Source organism: Desulfamplus magnetovallimortis (genome assembly GCF_900170035.1).
GTDB lineage: Bacteria > Desulfobacterota > Desulfobacteria > Desulfobacterales > Desulfobacteraceae > Desulfamplus > Desulfamplus magnetovallimortis.
In genome coordinates this window covers 451,084-466,328 of sequence record NZ_LT828541.1, presented here as the reverse complement: position 1 = coordinate 466,328, position 15,245 = coordinate 451,084, and the positions used below count along the sequence as shown (strand labels likewise).

The following is a 15,245-nucleotide window of genomic DNA, read 5'->3' as shown; positions in this document are numbered from 1 at the left end:
AACAAAAAGTAAAACTATGGCTTTCGAGAGAGGCATCGTTCATTTGTCGGTTTACACTTTTTTTGAACCATGATTTTCATGATTAAGGGATTACCTTGATTTTTAATCGTGTTAATCCTTAAACCCTTTAATCATGGTTCAGAGTTTTTCGAAAAGTGTAAACTAATTTTGAGTTGATATGAAGGATGTCTTGTGAGATGCCAAATTTTAAGGATAGAGGAACATGAAACAGATATCCGCAAAAAAGCTGTTATTACCCTCATCATCAACAGGCTCCATTAGCATACTGGAAGAGAGAAAGCAGCAGGTTTACCTGAAAGGAAACGATACCTTTGAGATATCCTGCGAAAAAAAGAGTGTGGCAGGTTCCGTAAGTCAGCGTGCCTGTGTTTTCTGCGGTTCCAGAGTTGTCCTCTACCCCATTGCCGATGCCCTGCATCTGATCCATGGCCCCATTGGATGCGCCTCCTATACCTGGGATATCCGCGGGGCACTCTCTTCAGGGCCTGAGCTTCACAGGATGAGCTTTTCCACCGATCTTTCCGAAACAGATGTAATCTACGGCGGTGAAAAAAAGCTGGAAAAAGCCCTTGTTGAATTGATTGAGACCTATTCTCCAAAGGCCGCCTTTGTCTATTGTACCTGTATTGTAGGGATAATTGGCGATGATGTGGAAGCTGTGTGTAGAAATGTTGCCCTCAAGAGCGGAATTCCGGTGCTTCCGGTTCACTCGGAAGGATTTAAAGGTACCAAAAAAGATGGCTACAAGGCAGCCTGTGACGCTCTTTTTAAACTCATTGACCTTGGATACAGGCGTTCATCATTTCACTACCCGGATATCCTTAGAGACGGAAAGCAGAAAATTCCCCTGAGTATCAATATTTTGGGAGAGTTCAACATCGGCGGCGAAACCTGGATCATCAGGGAATACTACAAAAGGATGGGAGTAGAAGTGGTATCTGTGATGACCGGTGACGGAAGGGTTGAATATGTCCAGTCCGCCCATCGGGCATGCCTTAATGTGGTGCAGTGCTCCGGTGCCTTGACCTATCTTGCAAAAACCATGGAAGCTGCATATGGGATTCCATATATAAGAGTCTCCTATTTCGGAATTGAAGATACCGCAGATGCTCTGTACGATGTCGCTTCTTTTTTCACAGAGGCTCAGGAGATCATGGAACGAACCAAACATCTGGTACAGGAGGAGGTGGAAGAACTTCTTCCCGGACTTGAAGAGATGAAGCAGGATCTTACCGGCAAACGGGCAGCCATATATGTGGGAGGAGCTTTCAAGGCATTTTCACTGATCAAGGCGCTTAGGCACCTTGGCATGGAAGTGGTGCTTGTGGGCTCTCAGACCGGAAACAGAGAGGATTATGAGCTGCTCAAAGAGATGTGCAGACCCGGAACAGTTATTCTTGATGATGCCAACCCCCTGGAACTTGCCAAATATGTGATTGAAAAGGATGCCCATATTTTCATCGGGGGAGTAAAAGAACGCCCCATTGCATATAAACTGGGCATTGGCTTTTGCGATCACAACCATGAACGGAAAATCCCCCTGGCCGGATTTGAGGGAATGCTCAACTTTGCAAGAGAAGTTCACGACACAGTAACCAGCCCGGTCTGGGATCTTGTGCCAAGAAAAGCAGGAAGATCATCGTCAATCCAGATTCCAGTGAAAGGAGAGAAGCCATGAGAGAAAACAGACCCTATACAGCAACCCGGAATGCCTGCAAAATGTGTACGCCCCTTGGAGCGGCACTGGCGTTCCATGGTATTGAGGGCACCATACCGCTTCTTCACGGCTCCCAGGGCTGCTCAACGTACATGCGACGATACCTGATCAGCCATTTCAAAGAGCCTGTTGATATTGCATCATCCAATTTTTCCGAAGAGACTGCAATCTTTGGTGGAGGAGCGAACCTAAAAACAGCCATTCAGAACATCGCCCGTCAATACAATCCTGAGATGATCGGCATTGCCACCACATGTCTGAGCGAAACCATCGGCGATGATGTTGATATGATCATAGAAAGCATGGGGGATATCATGAAAGAGACGGCCCTTGTTCATGTTTCCACCCCAAGCTACAGCGGAACCCATGTGGATGGATTTCATCATGCAGTCAGGGCGGTGGTGGATCAATATAATCCATCAGGAGTAAAAAACAGAAAGAACTCCCGGGCAAGAAAAAAAATAAATCTCTTCCCTGGTATGCTCTCCAATGAAGATTTAAGGCACCTTAAAGCCATTTTCAAGGATATCAATACTGAACTTGCACTGCTGCCAGACTACTCTGAAAGACTGGAAGGGCCATCATGGATGGAATACCAGAGCATCCAACATGGGGGCACCCCTATCAAAGAGATCCAAAAAATGCATCGGGCAACCGGCAGCATTGAATTTGGAACGATTCTGGCAGCTTCAGTTGAGCGTGGGAATGGAAGCGCAGGGTCACTTCTTGAAAGCCGTTTTAATATCCCGCTGGCTTCCATGGGGATTCCCATTGGGGTAAAAGCAACAGATCGTTTTTTCTCACTTCTTGAAAAAATGACCTTAAAGATGATCCCTAAAAAATACAAGGAACAAAGGGGACGTCTCATTGATGCCTATGTGGACGGCAACAAATATGTGTCAAAAAAACGTGCCATTGTCTATGGCGAAGAGGATTTTGTTGCAGCCATGGCCGGTTTTCTTGCTGAAATCGGTATCATTCCGGTTCTATGTGCATCTGGTGGAAAAAGCGGCCTTTTCATTGAATCCCTACGCTCTATTTTGCCGGAAAATATTTTTAAACAAGTTTCCATCCACCAAGGTATGGATTTCACCGATATGGAAGAACACGCACGCACTCTAATGCCGGATCTGGCCATTGGAAACAGCAAGGGATATACCATGACCCGTCATCTTGATATACCTCTGGTCAGGGTTGGCTTTCCCATACATGACCGTGTGGGAGGCTTCCGTACACTTCACATCGGATACAAAGGTGCCCAGCAATTATTTGACACCATTGTCAACACACTATTACAAAAAAGACAAGACGCATCAGAGGTTGGGTATTCATATATGTAACTTACTCAAAGCCGACAGCTATGATCTTTTGAGCCTTGTAAACACTGTCTGAATCAGGATACCCAAGATTAACAGGATAAATCAGGATTATTTATCCTGAGCATCCTGGTTATCCTGATTCAGACAAATTCAATCACCGCTCAAAAAAAAATAAGATGTCGATTTTGAGCAATTAATAATAGGCCATACCCGCAATTGCTCTGATAAAAATGAGGGCATCCATCATATGACCCCAAAAGTTCTTTACACTTTTTTGTGAGAGATTCACGCCACTCAGAGCGTTCTCTCAGGAAAGTGTAAACTGGGAAATGAAGATGCCAAAATGAGGATAGAAAAATGAATATAGACACCCACCCCTGTTTCAACCCAAAAGCCTGCAAGAGTCATGGACGGGTTCACCTGCCGGTTGCACCCCGTTGCAATATTCAGTGTAATTTCTGCAACCGGAAATTTGACTGCGTCAATGAGAGCCGACCCGGTGTCAGCAGCAGCATCCTCAATCCACTACAGGCCATGGCATATCTTGATAAAGTGATGGGGGCGAAAAAAAATATCTCCGTGGTGGGCATTGCCGGGCCTGGAGATCCATTTGCCAACCCGGATGAGACACTGACAACCCTTAAGATGGTTCGCAGAAAATATCCTGATATGCTCCTATGTGTGGCCACCAACGGCCTGAACCTTCCTGATTACCTGGATGATCTGGCAGAACTTAAGGTAAGCCATGTGAGCATCACCATAAATGCTGTTGACCCACGTATCGGAGAAGGGATTTATTCCTGGGTAAGATTCGGTAAAAAATCCCTGCCCCCGTCAAAAGGAGCGGCGCTTATTCTGGAGAAACAGATGGAGTCTGTGAATGGTTTAAAAGGCAGGGGGATTATCGTAAAGGTGAACACCATAGTCCTGCCCGGTATCAACGATCATCATGTAATTGACATTGCCAGAGAGATGGCAAAGCATCATGTGGATCTGCTAAACTGCATGCCCTATTATCCCAATGAAGGTTCAAATTTCTCACATTTGAAAGAGCCTTCTGCACAAAGTATTTCCAAAATTCAGTCAGATGCAAAAAAACATATCCCCCAGATGCTTCATTGCAAACGATGCAGGGCAGATGCTGTTGGTATGCTGGATGAACAGCCGAATATGGAACTAATGGATAGCCTCCGTGAGTGCGCTTCCCAACGGCACCCATATGAAAATGAGTTTGTTTTTCAACAAAAACAACATGAAAAAAAGCATGCTTCCGGCCAGACCCAACATGGAAAAAATAATGTTTCCCAACAAAACCGGCATCAAAATAACTCTTCCTTGTTTTCAGAACACTCATTTGTGGCTGTGGCAACCCGGGAGGGGGTACTTGTCAACCAGCACCTTGGAGAGGCAAAGGAGTTGAACATTTATGATATCCGTAATGAACGGCCTCAACTTGTAGATCGTCGGGAACTTCCCCAGCCAGGTGGTATGGATTTGCGGTGGCATACCATTGCAGATATTCTCAAGGATTGCCACCACATTCTTGTTAGCGGAATTGGAGATGCACCAAGACGAGTCCTTACAGAACGGGGATTTAATGTGCTTACGGTTAATGGACTGATCCCGGAGGTTATCCATGCTGTGAAACATGAAGATGATATAACACATCTGTTAAAAAGAGAGCCATCCCTCTGCATGGCTGAATGCTCAGGCAGTGGAATGGGATGTATGTAATTAGAATTTATTACTCAAAATCGACATCTTTTGCTTTTTTCCATTTACTGAATTTGTCTGAATCAGGATAACCAGGATAAACAAGATGTGCAGGATAGATAATCTTGCCTTATCTTTGTTAATCTTGGAAATCCTGATTCAGACAGTATTGATAAGGCTCAAGAGGTTTTATAGATGTCGATTTTGAGTTATTAAGGATATCCCGAAACCAGTTTAATAATTTTATGAATCAGGAGAAAACATGGAAAAGCCCACCCACCACATTCTTGTTTGTGCCAGTTTCAGACCAACCGGAGAACCCAAGGGAAAATGTCACCGAAAAAATTCACTGGATTTTCTTCCCTATATTGAAAACGAAATTATTGACAGAGGGCTTGAAAATGTCATTGTCTCTTCAACCTGCTGCCTGAAGCTTTGTGATGAAGGCCCTGTAATGGTGGTTTACCCTGAAAACACCTGGTACGGCCATGTGGAAACAGAAGAGGCCATTGACGCAATCCTTGATGCCATTGAAGATGGTGCAACTGCAAAAGAGTATCTACTGTAATATTTGAGGAAAAACTATGATGCAGCCGGGTCATAAAAAAAAATATGGATGCTGGACACCACGCTACGGGATGGAGAACAGGCTCCTGGTGTTGTATTCAGCACCCGTGAGAAAATCGACATTGCAACTGCACTTGCCCAGGCCGGAATAGATGAGATAGAAGCTGGTATTCCAGCCATGGGCTCGCATGTCTGCAAGGATATCCGGCAAATGGCACGATTGCACCTGCCCTGTGTACTCTCGTGCTGGTGCAGAGCCAGGAAAGAGGATATACAAAAAGCGGCCGGTTGCAATACAGCCGGAGTTCATATCTCTTTTCCCACATCATCCATTTTACTTAAAACCATTGATAAAAATGAGACCTGGGTTCTGGATTCACTTGAAAACCTTATCAAAGTGGCAAGAGATAACTTCGATAGGGTTTCCATTGGCGCCCAGGATGCCACCCGGACAACTCCGTCATTTTTAAAAAACTTTTCACTCCTTGCTTCAGAGCTTGGGGTTGATCGCCTACGACTTGCAGATACAGTGGGTTTCCAAACGCCTTCAATGGTGATGGGGTTGATAAGAGAACTCAAAAGCCACAGATCACAACTTGAACTTGAATTTCACGCCCACAACGATCTTGGCATGGCTACTGCCAATGCAGTGAGTGCCGTTGAAGCAGGGGCAGAGGCATTAAGCGTGACTGTCAATGGTATTGGAGAGCGTGCCGGAAATGCATCTCTGGAAGAGGTGGCGGTTGCCCTGTTTGAATTGGGTGCATATTCCAGCCAAATCAATTTGAAACATATTACAAAAATTTGCCAATTGGTTGCCAGAGCATCGAGGCAGCCTATTCCCGATGCAAAGCCAATTGTAGGGAAAAATGTTTTTCGCCACGAATCAGGTATTCACTGTTCGGGACTTATAAAAAACCCCATCTCTTACCAGTTATTTGAACCGGCTATTATTGGACAAAATGAGATGGAGTTTTCAATTGGGAGCCATTCAGGCTCCGGTGCCATTCGCCATCTATTGAAAATAAAGGGAATTGAAATTGATGGATCAGAGGCTGATACACTTTTAAAAATTATCAGAAAAGAGTCAAGGAGACGAAAATCCACCATTACCCATGAAGAGCTGTTAGCTATTTATGGAGATCAATGCACAATCATTCAATAAGTTGGCATCTTTCATTTCCCGCATTACATTTTCCTTAGAAGTGTTCCCGTTTTTCATAACTATTGCTCTGGAAAGTGTAAAGTACTTTGATGGGTGTATGAAGGATGCCAAAATTTTGGGAAGATATTTTTGCGAACCCTTAGATAAAATGCAATCAGGAAGGATTTTTCTGCTCAAACTCTCTCATGAAAGCCACAAGTTTTTCCACCCCTTTTACAGGAAATGCATTGTATATTGAGGCGCGGCATCCGCCAATTGATCTATGACCTTTAAGTCCTCCAAGACCGACTTTGGCAGCTTCGGCAATAAATTTTGCTTCAAGTTCCGGAGTTGGCAGGTTGAAAGAGACATTCATCCATGATCTGGATGCCTTTTCCGCATGGCCACGGTAATAATCACCTTCATCCATGGCACTGTAAAGAATTTCCGCCTTTTCCCTGTTTATCTTTTCTATTCCTTCAACTCCACCCTGTTTTTTAAGCCATTTAAGAACCTCACCCACAGTATAGATGGAAAAACATGGAGGGGTATTAAACATGGAGCCCTTGTCTGCATGGGTTTTGTAGCTTAACATTGTGGGTACATTTTCAGGGGTTCTTTCAAGCAGGTCTTCCCTTATAATAACCACGGTGACACCTGACGGGCCAAGGTTTTTCTGTGCTCCGGCAAAAATAATGCCGAATTTGCTGACATCGACCTTGCGGGAGAGGATATCAGATGACATGTCGCTTATAAGCATCTTTTCTGTTACAGGGAAATCCCTGAACTGTGTTCCATAGATTGTATTGTTGGATGTAAGGTAAAGATATTCAGAATCATCGGCAACAGTATATTCATCCTGGGTAGGCACCCTGTTGAAAGTAGTTGCTTCGCTGGAATATGCAACATCTATGTCACCAAAAAGCTTTGCTTCCTTAATTGCTTTTTTGGACCAGGTTCCGGTGTTAAGATAAGTAGCTTTTTTCCCAGGGCCAAGAAGATTCATAGGTACCATGAAAAACTGGGTTGAAGCTCCACCCTGAAGAAACAGAACCTTGTAGTTATCCGGTATCTCCATAATTTCCCGAAGCAGTGCTTCTGCTGTATCCGTGACTGCCATAAACTCCTTTGAACGGTGACTCAGCTCGATCAGGCTCATTCCGGTATTCTGATACTCCAGGATATCCTTTGATGCCTGCTCAAGCACTTCCACAGGCAAAATGGCAGGTCCCGGGTTAAAATTATAAATACGTTCTGACATATTGACTATCTCCTTATTATTTTATTAGAAAGCCTCCATAACATGCTGATATACAACGACTTTCATGTTTAGTTGTGATGCGTCAGCAAACATGGGGGTTTATTAGAAAATCTCAGTAATATACTGATATATAAAGATTTTTATCCATCGTTGTGATGCCCTCGCAATCATGTGGGGTTATTGACAAATCTATGTAACAGTCTGTTAATAATGCCCACCAAGGCATTGGGATTATATATTTTTTAGTATAAATTCAGTTGCCTGATCACATGTTATGCTGTTTTTTCCTCCGTTAGGGACAGTGCCGGCTGTTTCAAGTGCATCAATAGCATTGAAAACGGTGACTTTCAGTTGGGGATATCCAATGAATTCAAGAAGCTCACCGGTTGCTTTTACAACAGCAACAGGAGATGCAAAATGGCCTCTGTTTTCATTCATCATTCTTGTTCCTGTGCCTCCTCCTGCTTCAAACATCCCCTGTGAAAACGAGATATTTGCAGAGCCAACTCCACCAATACCGCCAACGTACATGCCTGCTTCATCACCTGCCATATCACCTACTATGTTATTACATATCATGGTTGTCAGCCTGAATTCCACACCTGTTTTTTCACCCTTCATTGATTTAAGCTTCTGTGGCTGGGTTACGGTGTATGAGAAATCATCAGGTTTTACACTCAGATAGTCAATATCAGGAAAGTGTTTGTCAATATAGGCTTTTGCCCAGTTGAGGGAGGCAGCATCCGGTTTTATAACATTGTCCTTGAAGTTCAACACAACAGCAGGGGAGCCGCATTTTTGTGCGTGGAGACATGCAAGATGGGTAATGCGCTCAATATCAATGCGTGCCTGGGGCCAGAAACACAAGGCATACTCTTCATTGCCGTTTATATATGAAACACCCGCTGACATTGCATCCTGATATGGAGTACCCATATTGCATCTAAAAATGGTAAAATCAATATCCTGCTCATCATTTTTTATTGTTCTCTGGCAGGCAAAAAGATCCATGTATTGACGCATCCACACATTTGCGCTCGGTACATTGGGATAACGTGAGCTGTCAGGTGTCTCAAGGGGCATTTTCAGAATGACATCACATTTATCAATTACATCAATGGAGGTTTGAGGAGCCACAACATCCAGTTCAATGCGCTTTTCAATTGTGAGATCAGGGATCTCAATAATGCTGATTTCCCCTTTCTTGACTTCATTTTCAAGAAGTTTTTCAAGTATGGTACGGGCAGCTTTTGCTATAATGGGGCCAATACCGTCACCTGGCGCAAAACCGATTGTTAAAGGCCGCTTTTGACTCAGATCCACAGGATTAAATGAGCCACGACTCTTAATGGCTTTTTCGACTCTATCCTTCTCCTGGCCAAGCAGAGTGGCAAGTGCGTTAAAAGGGTTATACTCTCCCTCAAAAATATTTGCATAATCAGTCATTGTCTCTCCTTTTTTATTATCAGCAGATCTAGCACCAGAATCCTTTTTCCACCAGAATCGGGCATCTTTTTTTATTAGACAGTCTCAGTAAGTGGCTGTTTTTAAAAGATTTTATTTTTTAAATTGTGGCGGGCATCCGCCATGTACGTTATAATAAAGTCCCTGTCTTTTAAGGTTCTTAAGGACTTTCATGCTTTGTTGTGGCAGATGGTCTGCCATTGCCGTTATATCCTTGTAATATAGAGTTTCCACACTCCTGGTTCATTTTCCCTGACAGTTCTGTTGATCTGCTCCTCTTTTATTACGGCAGCACTTATGCTGTTTTCTATGGTCTTATCACAATATCTGCCATACACTCTTGTACCTGCCATGAGTTTACCTTCTACTTTTACAATTGAAAAACCAGGGTTATTCTCAAGCCATTTTATCAGATTGTGTCGTTCATCAAGTAGTCTTGTGATCTCCCTTGAGTTTTTCTCCATCATCTGTTCAGATTCACTGATTTTCTGTTTCATTTCACGTATGGAATCACGGCATAATGTAATTGTCTGGTTTATCTCTTCGCCTGTTTTTATAAGGCGTTTCAGGGCAGCCTGCATCTGTGCCTGCTTATTCTTACCTTCATTGGCATTGCCGTCAATGGCGGAAATTTTTGATAAAAGATCCATTCGTTCATCATCGTGCTGCTCTTTTGTTTCTGAAACACGCATGATTTTGGCTTCAGCAGTATAAATATTTCCATGTGACTCTGCGATTATTTCTCTTAACTGATTCTGTTCATTTTCTTTTTTTGCAAGGGTTTCCCCAATTATTTCAAGATCTTTTTCAGCAAAGGTATCAATTCCCACCCTGACTGTTGATGCCGGAGCTTTTTCCATCCCTATCTGCCTTGCATATACTCCCATCTTGGCAGCAATTTTGGAATTGATAACAACTCCCTTTATGGTACATATGCCGTTTGAATTAATTTTTGATTCAACAAGCTCACGTTCAGTTGTGACATCCCCGAGGCATGTTATGTCTGAATTTTGAATAAATTTTGCATTTAGCATACCCCTTGCAGAAATATTGGCTTCATTTATGCCTTGATCAATGGTAACATTGCCTTCAGCAAGAACTGTAGCACCATCAATTGATTGAGCCTTTATGTTATTTCCTTTGACCTTGAAACCATTTTGTATGCAGCCCCTTATTATGACATCTCCCTGATAGTCAATATTTCCTGTCTCATAATCCACATCACCCTGCACCACAAACGATTCATAGACAAAAATGGTACCATCCCGTGCAAGTTTTGGATGTCCAGAAACTGCTGCTGTGATTTTAAGACGGTCTTCAGAAAGTACGGTGCCTTTGCCGGCTTTAAGGCGGATATCCCTTGCAGGTTTTACACGAACGGTATCATTATATATATTTTTTCCAACTTTGCCTTCAACCGCACTTTTTTTAACAGCAAGCACTGTTCCTTTTTCAACCTGGGGGATATCTCCCCTTTCACGGAAATCCATGGTGCCATCTTCTCGTATGGTTCCGGCTTTTAACCTGTGGCGGGGAAAAAAATATTTTATTGTGGCATTCTGGGTCTGCTCCGGTGCATTGCCTTCTGCTATTTTAAAGGCCTTTTTATAAAAAATATCTGACTCTATAAAACTATCTATTTTTTTGTTATCAACAATTCCATACAATATATTTCTTGATGCAAGCAGCTCCTTTATCTGGCCAATTGATATATTTTGGTCAAATTCATTGGTTTTAAGAAGAAAAGCCGCATTTCCGTCCTGCTGGACAATCAGTTTAATACCTGATGGAAAGACTTCGGAATAGGCAAAATTTTTTCCGGTTTTATGGACTCAAGTGCTTTTTGTTTTGTCTCTGAAGTTCCATTGGCAATGTTTTCACTATCTTCCGAATGAGAGGCAGATACAACTCCGCTTTCCATGTGCTGATCAATGGATGAGCCACCTCCATCCACGCCATCAGTTGCAGCAGATGATCTTGTTTTCTCTGCTATAGCATCTGATTCAGGGGTGTTCTGCTCAACAATAATTGTGTCTCTCTGCTGGGGAGAAAGCATTCCGGCATCAACAAGAATATCAGAAAGACGGGTATATTTTTTACTGCTTTTGAAAAGGGCAGCCTGTTCATCCATGGCAAGCTGCATGATGGATTTTGTTATATACCCTTTTTTAAGGGCAATATTCCCAAATATTATGTCCTGCTGCCTTGCCTGCTTTGTCTTGATAACTGCTGATAGCTTATGAATATTCTCCTTTGTAAGCAGCCCCTGGGCTATCAGGTAATCAGGTATGGCATCATCATTGTCTTGAAAATCTGCACATGCTTTAACGGCCTTATCAAATGCTTCAGGTGTGATTAAAGCATGTTTGACTGCAAGTTCACCTATGGCAAAACCAAGTCTGTTCATGGGATAACAGCCCCTTGAAAGCAATAAAATGTCAATTTTGAGTATGAAAAAACTTAAGTAAACAACACCAAAAATCCTGACAAAAGAAAATGTGACTCCATAATGAACTCAAGATGCATCCCAGGATACAAAGCCCCTTTTTCATGAAGTTTTACCAGATATATCATTGATAGGGGAATCAGTGCCGTGAGCAATCCTGTTTTTGGTATGATTCCTGTCAATGTTGAGATAAAGATAATCAGAGCTGCAATATAAAGCGAATTATGGATGAGTTTTTTTGTTCTTTTCTCACCAAGGATTATGGGAAGGGTCTCCTTGCCTGTGATGCGGTCTCCTTGTATTTCAAGGAGTGCAAAAAAGGCTGTTCTTGCAAAAAGAAGAGCTGTGGTAAATACAAAAGGCACTACAAATGCAAATGAGACAACATCAGGGTCTGGACGGGAAAGTGCCGGCAGAAGTGAAGTTACACTCCCCCATGCCACTGCAATCAGAAATGTCTTTGAACCAGGAATATCTTTAATCCTTGATATTTTGCGTCCCCTGAAAGAGGCGGAAAAGAGTTTCTGGTTATAAAGAAGGCCCAGCATACTCATCACTGAAAGAATGATAAATGGAAGCATTGCGGTTGAGAATGATAGATAAATGCCAGTTGCACCAGCTAAAAAGGCGGTTGCAGAAAGGCTTTTTTTATGTCTTTCATAAAAGTCTGCCCTTTCAGGGTTATTGTATCTGTCAGATGATATTGAAAAGAGATTGTTCATGATCTGCATTGAGAGAACATAAAGCATGGCAATAAAGGAGTGTATCAATATATGCTCCATATTCTGGAGCTTTGAGCAGGCATATGTCATGGAGCCCGCCCCTGCTGCAAGCAGAAGGTTGGTTCTTAAAAGAAAATTTCTGATCTGACGGGACATTACAATGAGTGATGAAGATATTGCTCTATCTTTTTTGTCAAGCTCTGTTTCCAGTGACCGAAATGTCTTATTGATGATCCAGTTTGGTGTGGATGCCCCTGCTGTTATTGCAATAGATTCTGCTGATCCAAGCTGTTGGAGGTGGCTCTTTTCAAGTTCAGAGATATCTTCAATATGAACATAAAACTTTCCTGTTTCTGATGCTATCTGGGCAAGCCGTTTTGTGTTGCCGCTCTCCTTGCCGCCAACTACAACAACAGCATCATGGGTACGGGCGATCTGCCGTACTTCTGCCTGCCTCTTTTCCGTTGAATCACATATTGTATCAAACAGCTTATAGTGAGGATGGTTTATGGTTGCCCACTTCTTTACATCATCATAAAGGGATGTATCCTGGGTGGTCTGAGCAACAATCACAGCTTTTTCAAAACATGGCAAATCGGCCAGTTCCTCCATTGAGCATACAGTGTGACCCTTTCCGGCGGAATAACCCATAAGCCCTTTTACTTCAGGGTGATCTCTGTCACCAATTATTATGGTGGCATATCCTTTTTCTGCATGTTTTCTGATTATTGTCTGAACTCTTATAACCCTTGGGCAGGTCGCATTGATAACCTTGAATCCTGCCTGTTCAAGCTCATGCTGGGATTCAGGGGGAACACCATGTGCACGGATCAGCACAGTGCCCTTTGCTGTTTCAGGTATCCTTGATATTGCAGGGATGCCTTTATCTTCCAGCATTTTTAAAACCTGGGGATTGTGGATAAGGGGTCCGTATGTGCATATGGGGTCATTTGTGCTGTTGGCGGCATCCAGTACCATATCCACTGCTCGCCTGACACCCATGCAGAAACCCGCTGTTTTTGCAATTGTGATTTTCATGGGATTTAGATGTTGTTTAAAAAATCAATTATTTTCTGGAATTCACGGTTATCCCTGAAAGTGATTTCAAGTTTTCCCTTTTCCCCCTTTTTCTTTATGGAAACAGGATAATTGATTCTTCTTGTAAGATCTGAACATATGGTTTTGATATAATCGGCATCAGCTACTGAATTGTTTAACTGTTCCGGATCTGATTCGTCTTCCGGCTGGTCAGGCAATGGAGGCTCTGCTTTGATTTTTTTGGCAAGCTGCTCTGTTGCACGTACAGAAAGCCCCTTTTCTATAACAATTTCCCAGGTTTTAATCTGGCTTTCAACACTTCCGGCACTTAATATTGCCCTTGCATGCCCCATGGATATTTTATCAGCGGCAAGGCTTTCCAGAACCTGTTCCGGCAACCCGCGTAGCCTCAGAAAATTGGCAATTGTGGATCTGTTTTTGCCGATTTTTCTGGCAACCATCTCCTGTGTATAATTGAACTCGGTTATGAGTCTGTGGTAGGCGTCTGCCTCTTCAATGGGGTTGAGATTGGATCTTTGTACATTTTCAATGATTGATACCTCAAGCATCTGTTCATCGGAAATAGCCCTTACAATGGCTGGCACAAGATCCAGTTGTGCCTGTTTTGCAGCTCTCAGGCGTCTTTCGCCTGCAATGAGTTCATATCCACCCTTGGGATCCTTTCTTACAAGAAGGGGCTGTAATACGCCCTGCTCCTTTATGGAGAGGGTAAGACGCTCAAGCTCTTCTTCGTTAAATGATCTGCGTGGCTGAAAAGGGTTTGGAACAATATCATCAATACGGCACATAAAAAAATCACCCGACTTTTCATCAAGGGAATCAAAGTCGGGAATAAGGGATGAGATTCCTCTGCCAAGCCCGGTTTTTCTTTTCATGCTCATTTTTTGATCATCTCCTGTGCAAGGGAAAGGTAGCTCTGGGATCCGGCAGATGATCTGTCATATGCAATTACAGGCATTCCAAAACTCGGGGCTTCTCCAAGTTTTATGTTTCTTGGGATTTTTGCTTTAAACAGCATATCCCTGAAGTAGGTTTCGGCATCCTGTACCACCTGTCTTGCAAGGTTGGTTCTTTTGTCAAACATTGTCATTAAAATCCCTTCAATCTTAAGGCCCGGATTAAATGACTGTTTGATACGCTTAATAGTTTCAAGAAGCTGCCCCAGCCCCTCCAGTGCAAAAAATTCTGTTTGAAGAGGAATCAGAACAGAATCCGCTGCTGTCAAAGCATTAAGCGTAAGAAGGCTCAAAGACGGGGGACAGTCAATAATGATATAATCAAACTCATCTCCGGAGGTCTGAAGAAGGCGCTTCAGGATCTCTTCCCGTCCTCTGCTGGACATCATCTCAACCTCAAAGCCGATCAGTTCAACATGGGATGGAACGATTTTTAGGTTTTTTGTGTCAGTGTCACATATAATCTCTTCAAGAGGGGCTTCACCTATCAGGCCATGATAGAGTGAGTATTTAAGGGAAGGTTTGTCAATCCCGGTTGCTGTTGTTGCATTAGCCTGGGGATCACAGTCAACAAGAAGTGTTTTTTTTCCACCGTCGGCAAGGGCGGCAGATAGATTGACGGCTGTGGTTGTTTTGCCTACACCGCCTTTCTGGTTTGATATGCTTACTATTTTTGTCATAATTTTGAATTAATACCACAATATTTTAATGAGAGCAAATTCATTTCCATTGCAGGAAATGGAACAATTGATTTCAAAAGGATTTTTGATATATATAGCATTCCAGATAATTAAATTGATAATGGAAAAGTCTAACTATCTGTTATCAAGATTATTTTTTGGTAGTGTCATAAAAG

12 protein-coding genes are annotated in these 15,245 nt (G+C 42.8%); 5 read left to right on the top strand and 7 right to left on the bottom strand.

Annotated elements, in window-relative coordinates:
- Positions 1 to 223 precede the first annotated feature (223 nt).
- The 5 genes from nifE to MTBBW1_RS06125 all read left to right on the top strand — a co-directional run bounded on the left by nifE (position 224) and on the right by MTBBW1_RS06125 (position 6,502).
- Positions 224 to 1,699, top strand: a complete 1,476-nt coding sequence (gene nifE, locus MTBBW1_RS06145; protein WP_080800659.1) for a nitrogenase iron-molybdenum cofactor biosynthesis protein NifE — start codon at positions 224 to 226, stop codon at positions 1,697 to 1,699.
- Complete coding sequence (locus MTBBW1_RS06140) at positions 1,696 to 3,078, top strand: nitrogenase component 1 (protein WP_080800657.1); 1,383 nt, start codon at positions 1,696 to 1,698, stop codon at positions 3,076 to 3,078. The genes nifE and MTBBW1_RS06140 overlap by 4 nt, the downstream gene beginning before the upstream one ends.
- A gap of 336 nt (positions 3,079 to 3,414) precedes the next feature.
- Positions 3,415 to 4,791 carry a nitrogenase cofactor biosynthesis protein NifB gene (nifB, locus tag MTBBW1_RS06135; protein ID WP_080800654.1) on the top strand — a complete coding sequence of 459 codons (1,377 nt, stop codon included), beginning with the start codon at positions 3,415 to 3,417 and terminating at the stop codon, positions 4,789 to 4,791.
- Between the two features lie 241 nt (positions 4,792 to 5,032).
- A complete protein-coding gene (locus tag MTBBW1_RS06130) occupies positions 5,033 to 5,338 on the top strand; it encodes a (2Fe-2S) ferredoxin domain-containing protein (RefSeq protein WP_080800651.1) in 306 nt (101 codons plus the stop codon).
- A gap of 48 nt (positions 5,339 to 5,386) precedes the next feature.
- The gene (locus tag MTBBW1_RS06125; RefSeq protein ID WP_080800649.1) at positions 5,387 to 6,502 is read left to right on the top strand and encodes a homocitrate synthase/isopropylmalate synthase family protein; all 1,116 of its coding nucleotides are present in this window, start codon (positions 5,387 to 5,389) and stop codon (positions 6,500 to 6,502) included.
- A 154-nt stretch (positions 6,503 to 6,656) separates the two neighbouring features.
- Here the strand turns inward: MTBBW1_RS06125 and serC are convergent, their stop codons facing one another.
- The 7 genes from serC to MTBBW1_RS06090 all read right to left on the bottom strand — a co-directional run bounded on the left by serC (position 6,657) and on the right by MTBBW1_RS06090 (position 15,069).
- The gene (gene serC / locus MTBBW1_RS06120; protein ID WP_080800646.1) at positions 6,657 to 7,742 is read right to left on the bottom strand and encodes a 3-phosphoserine/phosphohydroxythreonine transaminase; all 1,086 of its coding nucleotides are present in this window, start codon (positions 7,740 to 7,742) and stop codon (positions 6,657 to 6,659) included.
- A gap of 231 nt (positions 7,743 to 7,973) precedes the next feature.
- Positions 7,974 to 9,188, bottom strand: a complete 1,215-nt coding sequence (locus MTBBW1_RS06115; protein ID WP_080800644.1) for an isocitrate/isopropylmalate family dehydrogenase — start codon at positions 9,186 to 9,188, stop codon at positions 7,974 to 7,976.
- Between the two features lie 224 nt (positions 9,189 to 9,412).
- Complete coding sequence (locus tag MTBBW1_RS06110) at positions 9,413 to 10,978, bottom strand: flagellar assembly protein A (RefSeq protein ID WP_245809289.1); 1,566 nt, start codon at positions 10,976 to 10,978, stop codon at positions 9,413 to 9,415.
- Positions 10,978 to 11,613, bottom strand: a complete 636-nt coding sequence (locus MTBBW1_RS06105) for a hypothetical protein (RefSeq protein WP_080800640.1) — start codon at positions 11,611 to 11,613, stop codon at positions 10,978 to 10,980. The genes MTBBW1_RS06110 and MTBBW1_RS06105 overlap by 1 nt, the downstream gene beginning before the upstream one ends.
- A gap of 53 nt (positions 11,614 to 11,666) precedes the next feature.
- Positions 11,667 to 13,412: a 4-hydroxy-3-methylbut-2-enyl diphosphate reductase gene (gene ispH, locus MTBBW1_RS06100; protein ID WP_080800637.1), complete on the bottom strand. Its 1,746-nt coding sequence runs from the start codon at positions 13,410 to 13,412 to the stop codon at positions 11,667 to 11,669.
- Between the two features lie 5 nt (positions 13,413 to 13,417).
- Entirely contained in the window at positions 13,418 to 14,314 is an 897-nt protein-coding gene (locus tag MTBBW1_RS06095) for a ParB/RepB/Spo0J family partition protein (RefSeq protein WP_080800635.1), read from the bottom strand.
- Positions 14,311 to 15,069, bottom strand: coding sequence for a ParA family protein (locus tag MTBBW1_RS06090; RefSeq protein ID WP_080800631.1), 759 nt, complete (start codon positions 15,067 to 15,069; stop codon positions 14,311 to 14,313). Before MTBBW1_RS06090 ends, MTBBW1_RS06095 begins: the two co-directional genes overlap by 4 nt.
- Positions 15,070 to 15,245: the final 176 nt, after the last annotated feature.